At 67.5% G+C, this 16,978-nt stretch carries 13 protein-coding genes; 7 read left to right on the forward strand and 6 right to left on the reverse strand.

Translation table 11 applies throughout. The features are described from left to right. Positions 1 to 93: 93 nt before the first annotated feature. Positions 94 to 1,014, reverse strand: coding sequence for a M14 family metallocarboxypeptidase (locus tag H4O10_RS09205; RefSeq protein WP_099596121.1), 921 nt, complete (start codon positions 1,012 to 1,014; stop codon positions 94 to 96). A gap of 131 nt (positions 1,015 to 1,145) precedes the next feature. On the opposite strand from H4O10_RS09205, the gene H4O10_RS09210 reads away from it, so the two are divergent. The 3 genes from H4O10_RS09210 (at position 1,146) to H4O10_RS09220 (ending at position 5,906) form a co-directional block, all read left to right on the forward strand. Beyond that, positions 1,146 to 3,227 (forward strand): TonB-dependent siderophore receptor, encoded by a 2,082-nt coding sequence (locus tag H4O10_RS09210; RefSeq protein ID WP_044570408.1) that lies wholly within the window; start codon positions 1,146 to 1,148, stop codon positions 3,225 to 3,227. Between the two features lie 20 nt (positions 3,228 to 3,247). Beyond that, positions 3,248 to 5,062 carry a chloride channel protein gene (locus tag H4O10_RS09215; RefSeq protein ID WP_080047704.1) on the forward strand — a complete coding sequence of 605 codons (1,815 nt, stop codon included), beginning with the start codon at positions 3,248 to 3,250 and terminating at the stop codon, positions 5,060 to 5,062. Positions 5,063 to 5,189: 127 nt separating this feature from the next. Further along, positions 5,190 to 5,906, forward strand: coding sequence for an MgtC/SapB family protein (locus H4O10_RS09220; RefSeq protein WP_005416969.1), 717 nt, complete (start codon positions 5,190 to 5,192; stop codon positions 5,904 to 5,906). A gap of 71 nt (positions 5,907 to 5,977) precedes the next feature. Here the strand turns inward: H4O10_RS09220 and H4O10_RS09225 are convergent, their stop codons facing one another. Beyond that, positions 5,978 to 6,385, reverse strand: coding sequence for a MerR family transcriptional regulator (locus H4O10_RS09225; RefSeq protein ID WP_044570411.1), 408 nt, complete (start codon positions 6,383 to 6,385; stop codon positions 5,978 to 5,980). Between the two features lie 63 nt (positions 6,386 to 6,448). Between H4O10_RS09225 and H4O10_RS09230 the strand changes: the two genes are divergently transcribed. After that, complete coding sequence (locus tag H4O10_RS09230; RefSeq protein WP_012480540.1) at positions 6,449 to 7,276, forward strand: class I SAM-dependent methyltransferase; 828 nt, start codon at positions 6,449 to 6,451, stop codon at positions 7,274 to 7,276. Positions 7,277 to 7,356: 80 nt separating this feature from the next. Here the strand turns inward: H4O10_RS09230 and H4O10_RS09235 are convergent, their stop codons facing one another. The 4 genes from H4O10_RS09235 to H4O10_RS09250 all read right to left on the reverse strand — a co-directional run bounded on the left by H4O10_RS09235 (position 7,357) and on the right by H4O10_RS09250 (position 14,965). Then, positions 7,357 to 7,647 carry a hypothetical protein gene (locus H4O10_RS09235; RefSeq protein WP_019659952.1) on the reverse strand — a complete coding sequence of 97 codons (291 nt, stop codon included), beginning with the start codon at positions 7,645 to 7,647 and terminating at the stop codon, positions 7,357 to 7,359. 121 nt (positions 7,648 to 7,768) lie between these two features. Next, positions 7,769 to 8,605, reverse strand: coding sequence for an OmpA family protein (locus H4O10_RS09240; RefSeq protein ID WP_044570414.1), 837 nt, complete (start codon positions 8,603 to 8,605; stop codon positions 7,769 to 7,771). A gap of 62 nt (positions 8,606 to 8,667) precedes the next feature. After that, complete coding sequence (locus tag H4O10_RS09245) at positions 8,668 to 13,749, reverse strand: YadA-like family protein (protein ID WP_182681004.1); 5,082 nt, start codon at positions 13,747 to 13,749, stop codon at positions 8,668 to 8,670. A gap of 235 nt (positions 13,750 to 13,984) precedes the next feature. Then, entirely contained in the window at positions 13,985 to 14,965 is a 981-nt protein-coding gene (locus H4O10_RS09250) for a helix-turn-helix domain-containing protein (protein ID WP_005409990.1), read from the reverse strand. Positions 14,966 to 15,659: 694 nt separating this feature from the next. Between H4O10_RS09250 and H4O10_RS09255 the strand changes: the two genes are divergently transcribed. The 3 genes from H4O10_RS09255 (at position 15,660) to H4O10_RS09265 (ending at position 16,973) form a co-directional block, all read left to right on the forward strand. Beyond that, the gene (locus H4O10_RS09255; RefSeq protein ID WP_012480544.1) at positions 15,660 to 15,866 is read left to right on the forward strand and encodes a Flp family type IVb pilin; all 207 of its coding nucleotides are present in this window, start codon (positions 15,660 to 15,662) and stop codon (positions 15,864 to 15,866) included. An 88-nt stretch (positions 15,867 to 15,954) separates the two neighbouring features. Continuing rightward, entirely contained in the window at positions 15,955 to 16,500 is a 546-nt protein-coding gene (locus H4O10_RS09260) for a prepilin peptidase (protein ID WP_005409992.1), read from the forward strand. Continuing rightward, on the forward strand, positions 16,497 to 16,973 hold the full coding sequence (locus H4O10_RS09265) for a TadE/TadG family type IV pilus assembly protein (protein ID WP_012480546.1): 477 nt from the start codon (positions 16,497 to 16,499) through the stop codon (positions 16,971 to 16,973). The genes H4O10_RS09260 and H4O10_RS09265 overlap by 4 nt, the downstream gene beginning before the upstream one ends. The last annotated feature ends 5 nt before the right edge of the window (positions 16,974 to 16,978 follow it).

The following is a 16,978-nucleotide window of genomic DNA, read 5'->3' on the forward strand; positions in this document are numbered from 1 at the left end:
GTGGTGGGCCGACGCGCTTGGATGAGGTAGTGCCGGCCGCTGGCCGGCAATCCCAGTGTCCCGTGGTTGCCGGCCAGCGGCCGGCACTGCCGATCAACGATGGGCGAGCGCGTAATCCAGCGCCGAGCACACCGCCGCCACCTGCGCGTCGTTGCACTGCTGCGGGGTCGCCCGCGGGCTGTCCGGGTAGACCTCGGTGGTGGTGGTGTACTTCGCGCCGGTAATGCCGGCGCACAGGCCCAGCTGCACCAGCGGGTACTCGATCACGCCATGGGCCACCACCGGCGAACCGATGATCTCGCCCTTGTCGTCGGCCGGCGCGATGTGGGTGACCTTCTCCACCGCGGCGATGACGGCCTGCTGGAAGGCCGGTTGTGGGTTCTCGCTGTCGTCCACCAGGTAGAACCCATCGGGAATCAGGCCCGGCTCGAACGGCTTGCCGTCACGCGCGGCCAGCGCCGGGCGGAACTCGCTCTCGTCGCTGTCGGTGGTTTCGTGCAGGTCGATGTGCAGCACGAACTGGCCCTTGTACGGCGCGATCAGTTCGATGACGGCGGTCGATTCGCGGGCCGGGCCGTCGGCGCGGAAGTTGCGGTTCGGGTCGATCGCATCGAAGTTCCAGCGGTTGATGCGCTCGAAGCCCCACGGATTCACGCACGGCGTCACCAGCAGGTTGGCCTTGCCGGCATAGTCGGCGGCGTGCTTTTCGAGGAACTCCAGCGCGCCCATCACGCCGCTGGTCTCATAGCCGTGCACGCCACCGGTGACCAGGGCAGCCGGCAGCGCCGGGTTCCAGTCGCGGCTGCGCAGGGCGAACAAGGTGTAGGTCTCGCCCGCGTAGTCGAGCTGGCCGTAGGCCACCTTGTCAAAGCGCGAAGCCAACGCCTCGATGCGCGGCGGCACCTCTTCGTCATAGCGACGCAGGCGCTGCTGGCGGCCACGCCACGCCTCCCGCTCCGCCGCTCCCCACGGCTGGCCAGGGGTTCCGACGGGGTAGAAAGCAGCTTGGGACATGGCGGATCTCAGCGGGTCAGGAAGCAATCACCCACTCTACCACCGGGACATCGGCATGAACCGGAGGCGCATTCCAATAGCGAATGGAATCAGCAATAATTCTCATTTACGACCTTCCACAACCCTCACCGATGCCCATCCACGCCCTGCAACCGGCCCGCCTGCCCCTGGCTGCCGCCCTCGCCCTGTGCCTGCTCCCGGCCACCCGTGCCTTCGCCCAGGACGGCGCCACCACGCTGGACAGCATCCAGGTTTCCGGCAGCTGGCTGGGCACCGGCCTGCATGACAGCGTCAAGAGCTTCGCCGGCGCGCGCACGGTGGTCGACCGCCAGCGCATCGAGGCCAGTGGCGCAGCCAGCATCGGCGATGCCATGCGCCGCATCCCCGGCGTGCAGGTCACCGACAACTCCGGCACGGCCGGCAGCTCGGTCTCGCTGAACATCGGCGTGCGCGGCCTGACCGGGCGCTACTCGCCACGCTCGACCGTACTGCTGGACGGCGTGCCGCTGGCGGTGGCGCCGTATGGCCAGCCACAGCTGTCGTTCGCACCGACCAGCCTGTCCAACATCGAATCGATCGACGTGGTGCGCGGCGGCGGCGCGGTGCGCTACGGCCCACAGAACGTGGGCGGCATCATCAACTTCAGCACCCGCGCCATTCCGACCGGCGCGGGCCTGCACGGCGAAGCGGGTGTGCGCTACACCGCCTACGACCATGGCGGCGGTGACAGCACCCAGTACAACGCCTTCCTCGGCGGCACCGGCGGCAACGGTCTGGGCGCGGCGCTGCTCTACTCGGGCCAGGACGGGCGCGGCTGGCGCCAGGGCAGCGATGACCGCTTCAACGACCTCGCGCTGAAGTTCGCCTATGCCATCGACGAACAGCAGGAACTGCGCGCCAAACTGTCCTACTACGATGTGCGTTCGCTGACCCCGGGCGGCCTGACCCGCGCCCAGTACCAGGCCGATCCGTTCCAGAACACCCGCCCCACCGATTTCTGGAAGGGCCACCGCACCGGCATCGACCTGGGCTACACCAACACGCTGTCGGCCAACAGCGAGTTCGAGGTGCTGGCCTATTACAACGAAAGCAGCCGCGCCAGCTCGCTGATCAACGCCGCCAACACCCAGCTGACCGTGCAGCCGCGCGACTACCGCGTGCTCGGCATCGAGCCGCGCTACACCCAGCGCCTGCACTGGGGCGCCAGCGTGCACGACATCACCGCCGGCTACCGTTTCCTGCGCGAGCGCGGCAACGACCGCAGCTACACCGTCACCCGCCGCACCGGCGTGGCCAGCGCCACCACCCGCTTTGACAACGCCACCGATGCCCATGCGTTCTACATCGACGACCGCATTGCGATCGGCCAGTGGCGGATCACCCCGGGCGTGCGCATGGAATGGATCGACATGGACCGCCGCCAGGCCGGTGGCACTGCGACCTTCAGCAGCCGCAACGACAAGGCCCTGCCCTCGCTCAACATCGCCTACCTGCTGACCCCGCAGCTGACCGTGTTCGGCAACTACACCACCTCGTTCGGGCCGGTGCAGAACATCCAACTGAACTCGCAGACCGCCAGCAATCCGCTGAACCCGGAAATCGCCAAAACCACCGAACTCGGTGCGCGCTGGCAGGACGGTGCACTGCGCGCGGAAGTGACCGTGTTCAAGATGCGCTTCGACAACCAGATCCTGCAGGTGCCGGGCATCACCCCGCCGACCTTCCAGAACATCGGCGCCACCGACCACAAGGGCGTGGAGAGCGCACTGGAGTACCACTTCGCCGAGGACAGTGCGCTGGCCGGGCTGGAACTGTACGCCAACTACACCTGGACCAAGGCGATCCAGCAGTCGGGCGACAACCGTGGCCTGGACGTGCCGTTCTACTCGCGCGACACCGACAGCGTCGGCGCCCGCTACGCGCTGGCCGGCTGGACCTTCAATGTCTCCAGCACCCACCAGAGCGGCCAGTACGCCGATGCCGCCAACACCTGGGCCGAGAGCGCCGATGCACGCGTGGGCCGCGTGCCGGGCGTGCGCCTGTGGAATGCACAGGTGGCCTGGCAGGTGCCAGGCCTGGGCGACAGCGAGATCGCACTGGGCGTGAACAACCTGGCCGACAAGCGCTGGTACACCCGCAACGTCGATGGCAATGCCGGCCGCATGGTGGCCGCGCCGCGCACCTTCTACGTGCAGGGCCGCTACCGCTTCTGAGGCGGTAACCGCCCGATGCAGTGACGGTGGCGATCACGGTGGCGGCGTATCATGCCGCCACCATGTCACTGCCTGTTTCGCCATCGCGCCTGCATTCGGCCTTCCAGGGCCTGCGCCTGCGGCTGCGCGGCAGTGATCTGTGGTTCATCGCGCTTGCCCTGCTGGTCGGCCTGATCGCCGGCTACCTGACCCTGCTGCAGTCCGGCATCGCACGCTGGCTGCAGGGCACGCTGTATGGGCTGGACGAAGGCATGCGCCTGAGCTCCCTGCCCTCGCTGACCTGGACCGCGCTGCTGGTGCTGCCACTGGGCGGGCTGCTGGTCGGCCTGGTCAGCCTTGCGGCGACGCGGCTTAAGCGCCCCCTGCTCGATGCGGTGGAAGCCAATGCCCTGCATGGCGGCCGCATGTCGATGCGCGACAATTTGATCGTGCTGACCCAGACCCTGCTGTCCAATGGCTGCGGCGCCTCGGTCGGGTTGGAGGCTTCGTATACGCAGATGGGTGCCGGCAGCGGTTCGCAGCTGGGCCGGGTGATGCGCCTGCGCCGCAACGATGTGCGCATCCTGGTCGGTGCCGGTGCCGCCGGTGCCATCGCCGCCGCCTTCGGTGCGCCATTGGCTGGTGCGTTCTACGCCTTCGAGATCGTCATCGGCGCTTACACCCCGGCCGCACTGGCGCCGGTGGCCGTGGCCGCGTTGGCCGGCGCGTTCGTGGCCGACCAGGCTGGCATCGAGGCCTACCTGCTGCCCGCCGCCTCGACCATCGACGTGCGCGCCGCCGACTACGCCATCTACGGCCTGCTCGGCTGCTGCTGCGCGATGGTCGGCATTGTCATCATGCGCCTGATCGCTTCGATCGAAGGCACGGTCAAGCGCAGTCCATTGCCGCTGTGGGGTCGCCCGGTGGTGGGCGGCCTGCTGCTGATCCCGCTGGCCCTGGCCAGCCCGCAGGTGCTGTCGTCCGGCCATGGCGCGCTGCACCTGGACCTGACTACCCACCTGCCGTTGATCTGGATCGGCGGCCTGCTGACCCTGAAGTGCCTGGCCTCGGGCATCTCGCTGGGCTTCGGCTTCCGTGGCGGCCTGTTCTTCGCCTCGCTGTTCATGGGCACCCTGGTCGGCGCCCTGTTCGCCGGCCTGCTGGCGATGGCCACCGGCGTGCCGGTGGTCGACGCCACGTCCGCTGCGCTGGCCGGCATGGCAGCGTTGGCCGCGGCGGTGGTCGGCGCGCCCATGACCATGGCCATGCTGGTGCTGGAAGGCACCCACGACTTCCTGCTGACCAGCGTGGTGATGAGCGCGGTGCTGGTGTCCAGCACGCTGGTACGGCAGTGGTTCGGCTACTCGTTCTCGACCTGGCGCATGCACCTGCGCGGCGAGACCATCAAGAGCGCCCGCGACGTCGGCTGGGTGCAGAACCTCAACGCCGGCCGGCTGATGCGCAAGGGCGTGGCGACCGCGCCGGCCGATCTCGATGCCGCCGCGTTCCGCCAGCGCTTCCCGCTGGGCTCGGGCAGCCGGGTGATCCTGATCGACAGCGAAGGCCACTACGCCGGCATCGTGCAGATTCCGCGCGTCTACGGCGACGGCGTGAAGCCGGAAACCACAATCGGCGAGCTGGCCGAGAACCGTGATGTGTCGCTGCCGCCAGCGGCGGACGTGGTCAGCGTGATGCAGCGCTTCGACCAGACCCAGGCCGACGAACTGGCCGTGGTCGCCGCCGACGGCCAGGTGCTGGGCGTGGTCTCTGAAGCCTTCGTACGCAAGCGCTACGCCGAGGAACTGGACAAGCGCCAGCGCGAACTGATGGGCGAGCGCGTCGAGGACACCGACTGATCCCGCAAAAAGGGGACGGAGGGGATTAAGTCGTTTCTGGCACCTGACTAACCACGCGTGGCGTGGACCGCTGGAAATCCACGCATGGCGTGGCTCTACTGTCACCTCGACCGGGTAGACTCCGGCCATGCGCTTCATTGAGACCTTCCAGGCCGGTCCCTTCGCCGACACCGTGGTGAGCCTGCTGGCCGCCTTCGTGCTGGGCACGCTGATCGGCGCCGAGCGCCAGTACCGGCAACGCACCGCCGGCCTGCGCACCAACGTGCTGGTCGCCGTCGGCGCCGCCGCCTTCGTCGACCTGGGCATGCGCATCGCCGGCAGCGCCGAGGCGGTGCGGGTGATCTCCTACGTGGTCTCCGGCGTCGGCTTCCTCGGTGCCGGCGTGATCATGAAGGAAGGCATGAACGTTCGCGGCCTCAACACCGCCGCCACCCTGTGGTGCTCGGCGGCGGTGGGCAGCTGCACCGGCGCGGACATGCTGGCCGAAGGCGTGCTGCTGACCGTACTGATCATCGCCGGCAACACCCTGCTGCGGCCGCTGGTGAATGCGATCAACCGTATCCCGATCAACGAGGCCGCCACCGAAGCCACCTACGAAGTGCGCCTGAGCGTGGATGCCGACGCCGTGCCGCGGGTGCGCGAGCGGTTGGTCGATGCGCTGGAAGCGGCGCAGTATCCGGTCGGTGATGTGCAGGTGGTCGAACATGCCGACGCGCCCACCGATGTGATCGCGGTGCTGGTCAGTACCGCCGTGAGTGCCGATGAACTGGATGTGGTGCTGGCGCGGATGGAGCAGGTGCCGGGCGTGCTGCATGCCACCTGGGAAGTCAGCACCCGCGATTGATTCATCCACGCATGGCGTGGATCTACCGAGGTCGCGGTGAAGTAGATCCACGCCATGCGTGGATGCTTCTCTCACCCACCCGCCATGCGCTGCTGTGCGCGCAGCAGCTTGCGGAATGAACCGCACTGCCGCGCGTCCTGCGCTTCCGGGCAGGCCGCCGCGCGCTGCAGGTGCCGGCGCACCCGCTGCAACTGGGTGATCTGCCGCTGCAGCACATCGGCCTGTGCCAGCAGCGCCTCACGGTCCAGCGAGATACATCCATGCTGCGGCGGCAGCGACAACCCGATCTGCTGCAGCGACAACCCGGCCGCCTGGCCAAGACCGATCAGCGCCAGCCGTTCCAGCACGCGCTCGTCGTACTGCCGGCGCAGGCCGCGACGACCCAGTGCCTGCAGCAGCCCAAGCTGTTCGTAGTAGCGCAGGGTCGAGGCCGGCACGCCACTGCGCTTGACCACCTCGCCGATATCAAGTTCACGCACGGGCTTGACCTCAAGTGACCTTCAAGCGCCAACCTATGGGCGACTTCCCCGCAAGGCAAGACCATGACCAGTACATCCCCCGTTGATCAGAGCGCGCTGTGGAACGGCCCCGGCGGTCAGATCTGGGTTGCGCAGCAGGCCATCCTCGACGGCCTGTTCCAACCCCTGGCCGACCTGCTGGTCGACGAACTGCCCGACACCGTCACGCAACTGCTGGATGTAGGCTGCGGGACCGGTGCCAGCCTGCTGGCCTCAGCCGCCGCACGCCCGTCGGCGCACTGCACCGGCCTGGACATCTCCGCGCCGATGCTGGCGCTGGCCCGTCAACGCGCCGAGGCGGCAGGACTGGACGCAGACTTCATCGTCGCCGACGCACAGCAGCATCCGCTGCCCACCGCGCACTTCGACTGGATCCAATCGCGGCTGGGTGTGATGTTCTTCGAAGACAGCCAGGCCGCCTTCGCTAACCTGCACCGTGCCGCGCGACCGGGTGCCGGCCTGCGTTTCATCGCCTGGCGCAGCGCAGCGGAGAACCCGTTCATGACAACGGCCGAGCGCGCCATCGGCGATGCACTGGATCTTCCGCCCCGCGCGCCCGGCGCACCGGGCCAGTTCGCCTTTGCCGATGGCGAGCGTGTGCAGCACCTGCTGCAGGCCGCCGGCTGGAATGACGTGGAGGTTGTTGCGGTCGACCTGCCCTGCTCGCTCGCCCGCGAAGACCTGCCGACCTATGTCGGCCAGCTGGGCCCGTTGGGCCTGGCACTGCGCAATCTGCCCGAAGACCGGGCCACCTCGCTCCGGAACAAGGCGGTAGCGGCATTCACCCCGTTCATCGAGGGCGACCGCGTACGCGTGGATGCCGCCTGCTGGCTGGTCCGCGCCCGCGCCTAGGAAAAGGGGACGGAGGGGATTAAGTCGCTCTTGCCCCGAGTGTGCCGGAAACGACTTAATCCCCTCCGTCCCCTTTTTCCCTACAGCGCCTCGCCGGCGTCGGCCAGGCGCGATTCGATCAGCGCATACCACTGCTGCAGCACGTCGATCAGCATGTCCAGCTCGGCGTCGGTACGCTGTGCGCGGCCACTGCGCAGGCAGGCCTGGGCTTCCTGCAGCTGGGCCAGGAACCCGGCCACGGTGTCTGCCTGCAGGATCAACCCCGGCAGGCGCCGCCCGGGAATGCGCACCACGGCATGGTTGCCGAGCTGGCCGTACACGCTGAGTGTGGTTTCCGTCTTCATGGAAAGAGGCAGGAATTGAGCGTTCATCGCGGGCACCATGGAAAACCTGAGCCGCCGGCAGGCGTGGTCAACGGGGGAGACGTAACCACGTCCTGCCGACGGTCAGGGGGGACTCGGGATACCGGGGCATGGCCCCGGTGCGGGACTCTCAGCGCGGTTGGGCGATCCCAGCGATCTGCACGCGACGGTTCGGCGCCAGGCAGGCGATCAGCTCGCGCCGATTGCGCTGCTCGCACTGCACGATCGGCTCGGCTGCGCCCCGCCCTTCGGCGCTGATGCTGGCCGCAGGCACCCCGCCCTGCACCAGCGCGCTGCGTACGGCCTCGGCACGTTGCTGCGACAGGGTCTGGTTGTAGCTGGCACTGCCGATACGGTCGGTGTACCCGGTCACCCGGATCGACTGCACCTGCGCAGCCTCGCGCACCTGCGCCAGGATGCCCTGCACCGCCTGCTGGCCTTCGGCGCTGAGTACCGCGCTGTCGAATCCGAACAGCGCGTCGGCCGACAGCCGCAGGGGTTGCTCCGGCAGCGGTGCCGGTGCAGGCGGCGCCGGTGGCCGTGGCGGTTCGATCACCGCCGCGCACGATTCCGGCTTCCAGTAGCCCCCCTGGGCGATGCCCTTGCTGTCGAAGCGCACCTGGAACTGGCAGGTGAAATACTCCGCGCCCTGCGCGGTGCGGAAGTTGAACAGGTAGTTCCACTCGCGCACGCCCCACATGCCTTCGTTGAAGTGCGGCGTGCCCAGCAAGGTATACAGCTGCCGCTTGCTCATGCCCGGCGCGAATCTGCGCAGGTCGGCGACGTCGGGATAGATGCCCTCCTTCAACGAAGCCTTCGACGCCTCCGGGAACTTCACGGCGGTGGTGTCGGCAGGACGGTCGGCGGCCGGCGCATGGCTGCGGCAGGCGGCCAGCAGCCCCATCCCCAGGACCAGGCCCAGCACTGCGGCCATCTGGCCGGTGCGGGCGATGCGATGCTGTTTCATGTCATTCCCCCCTTTGGACGTTTCCGCGATGCCGGGCCGCGCGTGCGGCCCGGCCGCGGGGATCACCACTGGATGCCGGCACCGACGGCCACACCGGCCTCGCCACGGCTGTTGGTGGAGCCGCTGAACTTGTAGATCCAGCGACCACCTTCAGAGACACCGGAGATACCGATCGCCACGCCCGACTCGCCGTTGTAGCTGCCAGCGGCGACCGAGGCCATGCTGCGGCCCGCTTCGCTGGGCTGCGGCAGCGCTGCGGTGGCCATCGCCGACGCGATACCGGCCGAGGCGCGGTTGTCGGTCTTGCGCAGGTCGCGCTCGAAGCCGCCCATGCGCTCGTCGGTGTACGCCTTCGACCAATCCAGGGTCTGCGCCATGCCCGACTTCAGCTGGTCCACGTTGACCGCGTCGGTACCGGCGGTGCCGGCGGCGACGTTGCGCACCGTGGTCGGGCCGCTGCTGGTGCTGCCCAGGGTGACGCTGTTGTAGTTGGTCGCACCGTTCACCGTGGTGTCGTAGCGGATCGTGCCCTGCTGCGAGGCCTGCAGCTGGCGTACGTTGACCGCATCGGTGGCCTGCGAACCGTCGGCCACGTTGACCACCTGGCGTTCGGCACCAGCGGCACCCACCGAGACCGTGTTGGCCCGGTTCGCCACCGATCCCGCACCCAGCGCCACCGAGTTGTCGGCCTGCGCCTGCGAACCATTGCCCAGCGCGGTCGAGTTGGCGCCGGCTGCGGTTGAGCCTGCACCACCGGCGGCCGAGTTGGCACCGCTGGCGGACGGGTCGGCCAGGTTGTTGGTGTTGTTGGCGCGGAAGCTGCCGGCCACGTTGGTGATGTTCTGGATCTTCTGGTCGGTGTACTTCTTCGATTCGTCGATGGCGTAGTTCACGCCGTTCTTCAGCTGGCCGACATTGGTTGCGTCGTACGTATCGGAACCGTCGGCGACATGCGTGATCTTGCGCTCACTGCCAGTACTGCCGACCGAGACCTCACCGGCCGAGTTGCTGGCACCGGTCTGGCCGTAGGCACCGGTGTAGCCGCTCTGCGCACCGACGCTGGCCACCGAACCTGCACCCAGTGCCACGCTGTTGCCGGCACTGGCGCTGGCGCCGTTGCCGACCGCCACACTGTTGGCACCGGCCGCACTGGCCTGCGGGCCGACCGCCACCGCCTCCGCCCCGGCCGCCGTTGCGGCCGCTGCCGTCGAGTTCACCGCCAGGTAGGCACTGCCACCGCCGCCGTTGGTGATGCGCTGGTTGAGGACCTTCAGCGAGCCGTCCACCGCAGTGAAGGCGGCGGTGACATTGTTGTAGTCGCCGCTGGTGAAAGTGCCATCGGTGGCGATGCTGGAGATGCTGAACTTCGGCGCGGTCCACACGTTGGTGGTGCCGTTGTACGCGGTGGTGCCACCGAAGTAGTTGGCGATGGTGCTGTGGGTGCTGAACAGCTGGTCGCCGGTGATGGCATCGCTGCTGCCGGCCAGGATGCTGCCGGCGGCGACGTTGGTGATCTTCACCGCGCCGGTGCCGGTGCCCGTCAGCGTCACGCTGTTGAGCACGTTGCCGCTGCCGTCGACGTCGTACTTCACGGCCAACTTGTCGATCTCGCCGGTCTGGTCGGCAACGTTGGCCAGCGAATTGCTGACCGCGTCGAAGGCGGTACCGACGTCGTTGTAGTTGCCCTTGGTAATCGTGCCGTTGGCGGCGACGTTGTTGATCGAGTAGGTCGGTGCGGTCAGCACGCCGCTGGCGTTGACCGCCGCGCCACCACCGAGGTGGGTGGCAACGGCCTGGTTGGCCGCAAACAGCTGGGCACCGTTGATGGCCTCGCTGCTGGTGGCACTGACCTGGCCCGGGCCCAGGTTGCGCAGCGTGGTGGCGGTGCCGCTCTGGCCCAGCGTGGCACTGGCGTAGTTGACGCTGCCGTCGCCGTTGAGGTCATAGCGCAGGGCGCCCTGCTCCGACGCCTGCAGCTGGCCCAGGTTGACCGCATCGGTCGCGGCGGTACCGGCGGCCATGTTGGTGACCTGGCGTTCGGCACCCGCCGCACCGATGGACACGCTGTTGGCACGGTCGGCCAGGCTGCCGGCACCCACCGCGATACTGTTGGCGGCGGTGGCGCGGGCGTTGGTACCGACCGCGATCGAGTCGGCGCCGGTGGCCAGCGCCTCGGTACCGGTCGAGTTCACCCGCAGGTACCTGGTGCCACCGTTGCGGATATCGGTGATCTGCGTGTTGAGATTGACCAGCGAGCCGTCGACCGCGGCGAAAGCATCAGTGGCGTTCTCATACAGGCCCTTGGCGATGGCGCCGCCGGTGGAGATGGTGCTGATCTCGAACAGCGGTGCAGTGAACGCGCCGCTGGCCGGATCGAAGGCCGCGCGGCCGCCGAAGAAGCTGGCGATGGCAGCATTGGTCGCCGCCAGCTGGCCGCCATTGACCGCTTCCAGGCTGCCGGTGGTGACCGCACCGCCGGCCAGGTTGCCGATGGTGGTGGTGCCGGTGCCCGCGCCAAGCGTGACACGACGGTAGTTCGGATTGCCGCCGGCATCCAGGTCGTAGGTGACGGCGGCATCGGCCACGCCGTTGATCAGGCTGATCGCGCCCTTCAACTGGGCTACGTTGACCACATCGGTGTTGACGCTACCGGCAGCCACGTTGGTGATCTGGCGCTCGCCACCACCGGCGGTGCCCACCGACACTTCGCCCGCCGAAACCTGCGGAGCAGTCAGGCCGTAAGCACTGTAGCTGGCCTGCGCGCCGCGCAGTGCGGCCGAGCGGTAGCCCAGTGCGACCGAGTTGGCCTGGTTGGAGGTGGCTTCAGCACCGAGCAGGGTCTGCCCGTTTGCGGTACCGACGGCACTGTCGCCGACGATCACCGAATGGCCCATGCGCGCAGCGTAGTCCGCGGTCGGTACACCGGTCGGGTTGCTCGGGTCGTTGACCCCATCACCCGGGAAGGCGACGTTGGCATCGACCTTCGGCAATTCGTGCCGTGCATTGGCACCGATCACCACTTCCTTCGAACCGTTGGCGAAGGCGCCATCGCCCATCAGCACCTGGTAGTCCTGCGCGGCGTTCACGGCCCAGCACGAGATGTCAGCCAGGGCGACGTCCAGGCACTTGGCGGCCCACGCCGGCGAGTCCTTCGGCAGCAGCAGGCCCAGCAGGCCGCCCGGATTGCCGTTGTTGATGTTGTAGATGTAGCTGTCGGAGGTAACGCCACCGATCAGGGTCAGGTGCGAGCTGCCACCGGTAGCGGCACCGCCCAGCCCGTTGAGGGTGCTGCCGACCGGCGACAGGTTGACCACCGGCAGGCCCAGCACATTGACCGTCGAGTAGGTCTGCATCACGTTGGCATTGCTGAGCTTGAGGTTGCCGTTGCTCAGGTAGCCATCGCCACCGAACAGGCTGGTGGTGGTCGGGCCGATCAGCTGCCCGACATTGCCGACCAGGCCGCCGGTGCCGATGATCAGGCCCGCGTTCGGATCGGCCGGAGCCGGCGCCTTCGGGCTGGTGGGCGGGATCGCCGAGGGCTTGGTCAGGCCGAGGCCACCGAGCGTGCCGCCGACCAGGCCGCCGACCGCGCTGCCCAGATTGCCGAGGGTGCCATTGAGGTTGCCGTTGAGCAGGTTGCCCACGGCACTGCCGACGTTGCCGAGCGTGTTGCCCAGCAGGCCACCCAGGCCAGTGCCGGAGCCGGTGGCGCCATTGAGCAGACCGCCGACGGAACCGACGGTGTTGTTGAGCGTGCCGCCGACCGCAGTGCCGACGCTGCCAACCGTGCCGCCTACGGCGCCGCCCACGCTGCCGACCGTGCCATTGAGGGCGCCGCCGACCGCACCACCGACGGTGCCTACGGCGCCGTTCAGTGCGCCGCCTACGGCGCCTACAGTGTTGTTGAGTGTGCCGCCTACGGCGCCGCCCACGCTGCCGACCGTGCCATTGAGGGCGCCGCCGACCGCACCACCGACGGTGCCTACGGTGCCGTTCAGTGCGCCGCCAACGGCGCCCACGGTGTTGTTGAGCGCGCCGCCCACGGCACTGCCGACGCTGCCGACCGTGCCATTGAGGGCTCCGCCGACCGCACCACCGACGCTGCCTACGGTGCCATTCAGTGCGCCACCCACGGCGCCTACAGTGTTGTTGAGCGTGCCGCCTACGGCGCCGCCCACGCTGCCGACCGTGCCATTGAGGGCACCACCGACCGCGCTGCCGACCGTACCGACGGTGCCGTTGAGCGCACCACCGACTGCATTGCCTGCGGCGCCGACCGCACTACCCACCAGCCCACCGACACCCAGTGCGCTGTTCTGCGCCGCAACCGTTGCCTGGCCGGCCAGTTTCAGATTGCGATCGGCAACCACTTCCTGGCCATTCGGCGCCTGCACGCGCACCTTGCCGGCAGCACCAGCATCAAATGCTGCGGTGATCGCGCGATCGTGGGTTTCTCCCGGCAGTTCCTCCTTGGCGGGCAGCGTGATCGCCGCCGTCGCCTTTACCTGGCCCTGGGCGTCGATCTGGTGGCCTGCCACCTTCAGCTTCGAATCCAGCGCCCCATCCACAGAAGCCTTCAGACCCCGCAGTGCGCCCGCCGGCGCGCCGCTGATGCCGGCGGCCGCCTTTGCACCGGTATCGATTGATGCCACCTGCCCGCCGCCAAGACCGATGTTGGCATTCGCTCGGACATCAGCGGCAAGCCTTGGCACGGCGACCTGCTTCGGCGCTGTGTTCGCGGCCAGCTTGACCTGCACGGAGGCCGGCAGCACGTCACGCACCACCGGCAGCGACGCGGTGCTCAACTGCAGGCCGACGCGCGCATCCGCGCTGATCGCCGGGCTGCTCTGGGCCTGGCTTGCGGCAGCCGCGAGGGCTACCTCGGCATCGACCTTGACTGGCATCGGCTGGGTGTACTTGGCTGCAAGAGCCTGCAGATCACGCAGCGACTGATTGGATTCGGATGCTCCCGCGTGGCCACTGGCCAGCACGCACAGCAGTGCCAGGGCGAGCGTGGTGGGCATCAGCAGGAAGGCGCGCGGATCCCGCGCGGCGCTGCCGCCGCTGTCGCCGGTGGCCAGTTCCGAGGCCACAACCAGAGCATTGAGCTGGCGGTTCCATACACGCCGGTAGATGCGATTCATGAGCACTTCCCCCGTAGGCGAACAACTTGAATGTCAGTGGACTTGCCGTTAGGCAGGTGACTGACATTTCAGCGTTTGCAACGGTGGCTGCGCACTTCATTCCGGCACGGCAATCGTGCATTCCGGCAAATCCACGGCCGGAATCGGCAGCGGGCTATGCAGAAGCGGCAACGATATCGGCAAGCACATGGGCAATTCCGGCAGAAACCACCCCGAAACCCTTGCGGCGCTTGATTCAGGCCGGCTGGCCGATCTGCGCGGGAGCGCGCATCAGCGTATCGCGCGGCAGCTCGCCGAAAACCTTGCGGTAGTTGTCGGCAAAGCGGGAGAGGTCCCATAGGCCACAGCTGAGGGCGATCGCCTTCACCGAACGGCGGCTGGAATCGGCCATGGACAGGCTGCGGCAGGCAGCGCACAGGCGCAGCATCGACAGATAACGGTTGGGCGAAGTTCCGAACAGGTCCTCAAAGGCATAGCGCAGGCCGCGTTCGCTGACACCCGCCGCGTCGCATATCTCGTTCATGTAGATATTGCGGCGCAGGTTGAGCCGCATGAAGTTCTCCGCCCGCTGCGCGATCAGATAATGCGTGCGCCGGGCGCGGCTGCAACCGGGCCGATCGGCGGCGCCTGCGCCGAGCAGGGCCTGCACGTGCTCGTGCAGCAATCGTTCGGTTTCCTGCGGCTGCAGGCCAGCGCCCTGGCCGAGCTGAAGATGCAGCTGCTGATAATGATGGGCGAGTGGTGCCGAATCGTTCGCCAGATTGAACAGAGAAAGTGCCTGGCCCGCGGGCGGTGTGCTGCGCAGGCTCAGTTCGGTCAACTTGCGTTGCACCCGTGCGACCGGCACCAGCATCAGGGTCATGTGCGTACCGGGGCTGAGCGTAAACTCGCTGATGCCTTCGGGCATCACCGTCAGCGCCATCCCCGGTGCAAGCGGCACCCCGTGGCACCAGCTCAGTGTTTCATCGGTGGCGTGCAGATACCCCAGCATCGCCCAGTCGGGTGGCAGCATGAAGCGGCCACGACAGTGGAAACCGCAACTGATGCTGCAGAACAGGGCTTCCTCATGCACGCGCGAAGCGAAGGCCGCCCGCGGCCCGTTGCCATCGAGCAGCAGCAGTTCGACATCGCACACGCGAAGTACGCCGCCCAGCGTCGCCAGATCGATCGATCGCAGGCCGCTGTCGTCGCTGTCTTCTACCCCACCATCGACCATGACAGTGTCGTCCCCCCGTTGATCCGCAACTCGCTGCGGCCCCCACTGCCTGACAGGGCCACACCATTCCTCCAGGAACCTTCGCCATTGCCGGGATTGCCTCGGCCGGTGCCGCGCGACCAACCCGGTTGAAAGCAGCAACGTGAGAGCGAGTATGCCCGATAATCATCGAAGGTAAACCCGAACTCCGCATTGACGAAAATAGATACAGAGATGAAGAAAATGTCGTCGCCAGTGGCACGATATTCGCATGCATCATTTGCGCCATCACAATATCTGCACGTCGATGAATCGTTTTGCCAGCGAACGGATACGCGTCACAGAAACAACCTGAAAGTTTAAGGGCTGCCGCGTTTCTGCCGAATTTGCATATAGGTTCCAGTTGCAGCCAACCGCCATTCAGGCAAAGTCGACGACACGGTGATCCGGTCGCTTCAAAAACGACCACACCTGGGGGAGCGTATGACCACGACCGTATCGCAGAACAGTTCGACCGCCGGCGCATCGCCGCGTGGTTGCGACGTTGCGGCCGGCATTTCCCCCGGGGCAGATCACCAGGAATGAGCACGGCGGGTCATTCCCGTCATGCCACCCCGCCAGGATGTGCGGGGCCCACGGACGATCCCGGCGGAGCCGGGCCACCGCCCAACAGGTGTCCTGCATCTGCAGACAACAAGTAGAGGGAGACAAGGCCATGAACGCATCCATCCGCAAGTTCCTGAAGGAAGAAGATGGCGTCACCGCGCTCGAGTACGGGCTGCTGGCCGCCGTCATCGCCGGCATCCTGATCGCGGTCGGCAACAAGGAGATCAAGGGGTTCTTCGAGACGCTGTTCAAGAACCTCTCCGACCTTGCCACCAAGGCCTCCGGGTCGGCACCTGCGACCAGCGGTGGCGGCTGAGCCTGCGCGCATCGCACATCCCTGCAGCGGTGCTGGGATGTGCCGGTGGCAACTGCAGGCTGTCCAATGACGGACGACGGAGTGTGTGATGACGTTGCTGGGACTATTGGCCATCGGCGTGTGCCTGCGGATCGCGATCAGCGATCTGTATGCCCGCCGGGTGCCCAATGCCTGGCTGTTGTCTGCGTCCATCATTGCCATCGCATTGATCATCGCGGGGCAGTTCAGCACGCCGCGCCAGCCGTGGCCTGCCCACGCGGCGGGCGCGGCGCTCGGCCTGGTCGCCCTGCTGCCGTTCTATGCCATCCGCTGGATGGGCGCCGGTGACGTCAAGTTCTTCGCGGTACTGGGGCTGATGCTGGGCTGGAAAGCCCTGCTGCCGATCTGGATGGTGGCCAGTCTCGCGGCCGGCCTGCACGCGGCAGTGATCATTGTTGGCCGCCGCCTGGGCGTGATGCTGCCCACGGGCCTTCAGATGCAGGTCAACCGCGCCAGCAGCCAATGGCAATCGCACCCCGCCCTGCGCGACATGCAGGCCGCGCGCCAGGGACGACATGGCATTCCCTACGCAGCCTACCTGGCCATCACCGGCATCGGCTGGGTCCTGGCAAGCGTCTATGGAGGTGTGGCATGAACATCCGCGATCCACGGCGTCAACGCGGTGCAGCCAGCATCGAATTTGCCCTGATGCTCATGCTGGGCCTGCTGCCACTGCTGATGTTCACGTTCTCCGGCGTGATGATCATGGCCGCGCAACAGACATTGGCGACGGCCTCGGCCGAGGGCGCTCGCGCTTCGTTGCGCTATGGCAGCGCCAATGAACGGCGTACCGCAGCCTGCGTAGCAGCCCGCAGTTCGATGCAGTGGCTGTTGAAATTCTCTGGACAGGGTGTCGACTGCAGCAATGGCGGCAGCAACGCAATCGTTGTCTCCGCGCAGGCACCCTGCGCCGGCCTGGCCACTGCCCAGTGCATGACGGTGACCGTCAGCTACGACTACGCCAGCCATCCCTTCCTGCCGGGCACCGCCACGCTATACAAGTGGGTGATGCAGGCCCCCATCCGTAGTGTCGCGGTCGCCCAGCTCGACCTCGGCAGCGGCAACTGACCATC

The sequence above is a fragment of the Stenotrophomonas sp. I18B00994 genome (genome assembly GCF_014145825.1).
In the GTDB taxonomy this organism is placed as follows: domain Bacteria; phylum Pseudomonadota; class Gammaproteobacteria; order Xanthomonadales; family Xanthomonadaceae; genus Stenotrophomonas; species Stenotrophomonas maltophilia.

Coding starts and splice junctions, on each gene's coding strand:
- H4O10_RS09240 (WP_044570414.1), bottom strand. CDS start 8,605: ATGAAACAGCATCGCATCGCCCGCACCGGCCAGATGGCCGCAGTGCTG.
- H4O10_RS09265 (WP_012480546.1), top strand. CDS start 16,497: ATGAACATCCGCGATCCACGGCGTCAACGCGGTGCAGCCAGCATCGAA.
- H4O10_RS09210 (WP_044570408.1), top strand. CDS start 1,146: ATGCCCATCCACGCCCTGCAACCGGCCCGCCTGCCCCTGGCTGCCGCC.
- H4O10_RS09220 (WP_005416969.1), top strand. CDS start 5,190: ATGCGCTTCATTGAGACCTTCCAGGCCGGTCCCTTCGCCGACACCGTG.
- H4O10_RS09230 (WP_012480540.1), top strand. CDS start 6,449: ATGACCAGTACATCCCCCGTTGATCAGAGCGCGCTGTGGAACGGCCCC.
- H4O10_RS09260 (WP_005409992.1), top strand. CDS start 15,955: ATGACGTTGCTGGGACTATTGGCCATCGGCGTGTGCCTGCGGATCGCG.
- H4O10_RS09255 (WP_012480544.1), top strand. CDS start 15,660: ATGAACGCATCCATCCGCAAGTTCCTGAAGGAAGAAGATGGCGTCACC.
- H4O10_RS09250 (WP_005409990.1), bottom strand. CDS start 14,965: ATGGTCGATGGTGGGGTAGAAGACAGCGACGACAGCGGCCTGCGATCG.
- H4O10_RS09235 (WP_019659952.1), bottom strand. CDS start 7,647: ATGAACGCTCAATTCCTGCCTCTTTCCATGAAGACGGAAACCACACTC.
- H4O10_RS09205 (WP_099596121.1), bottom strand. CDS start 1,014: ATGTCCCAAGCTGCTTTCTACCCCGTCGGAACCCCTGGCCAGCCGTGG.
- H4O10_RS09245 (WP_182681004.1), bottom strand. CDS start 13,749: ATGAATCGCATCTACCGGCGTGTATGGAACCGCCAGCTCAATGCTCTG.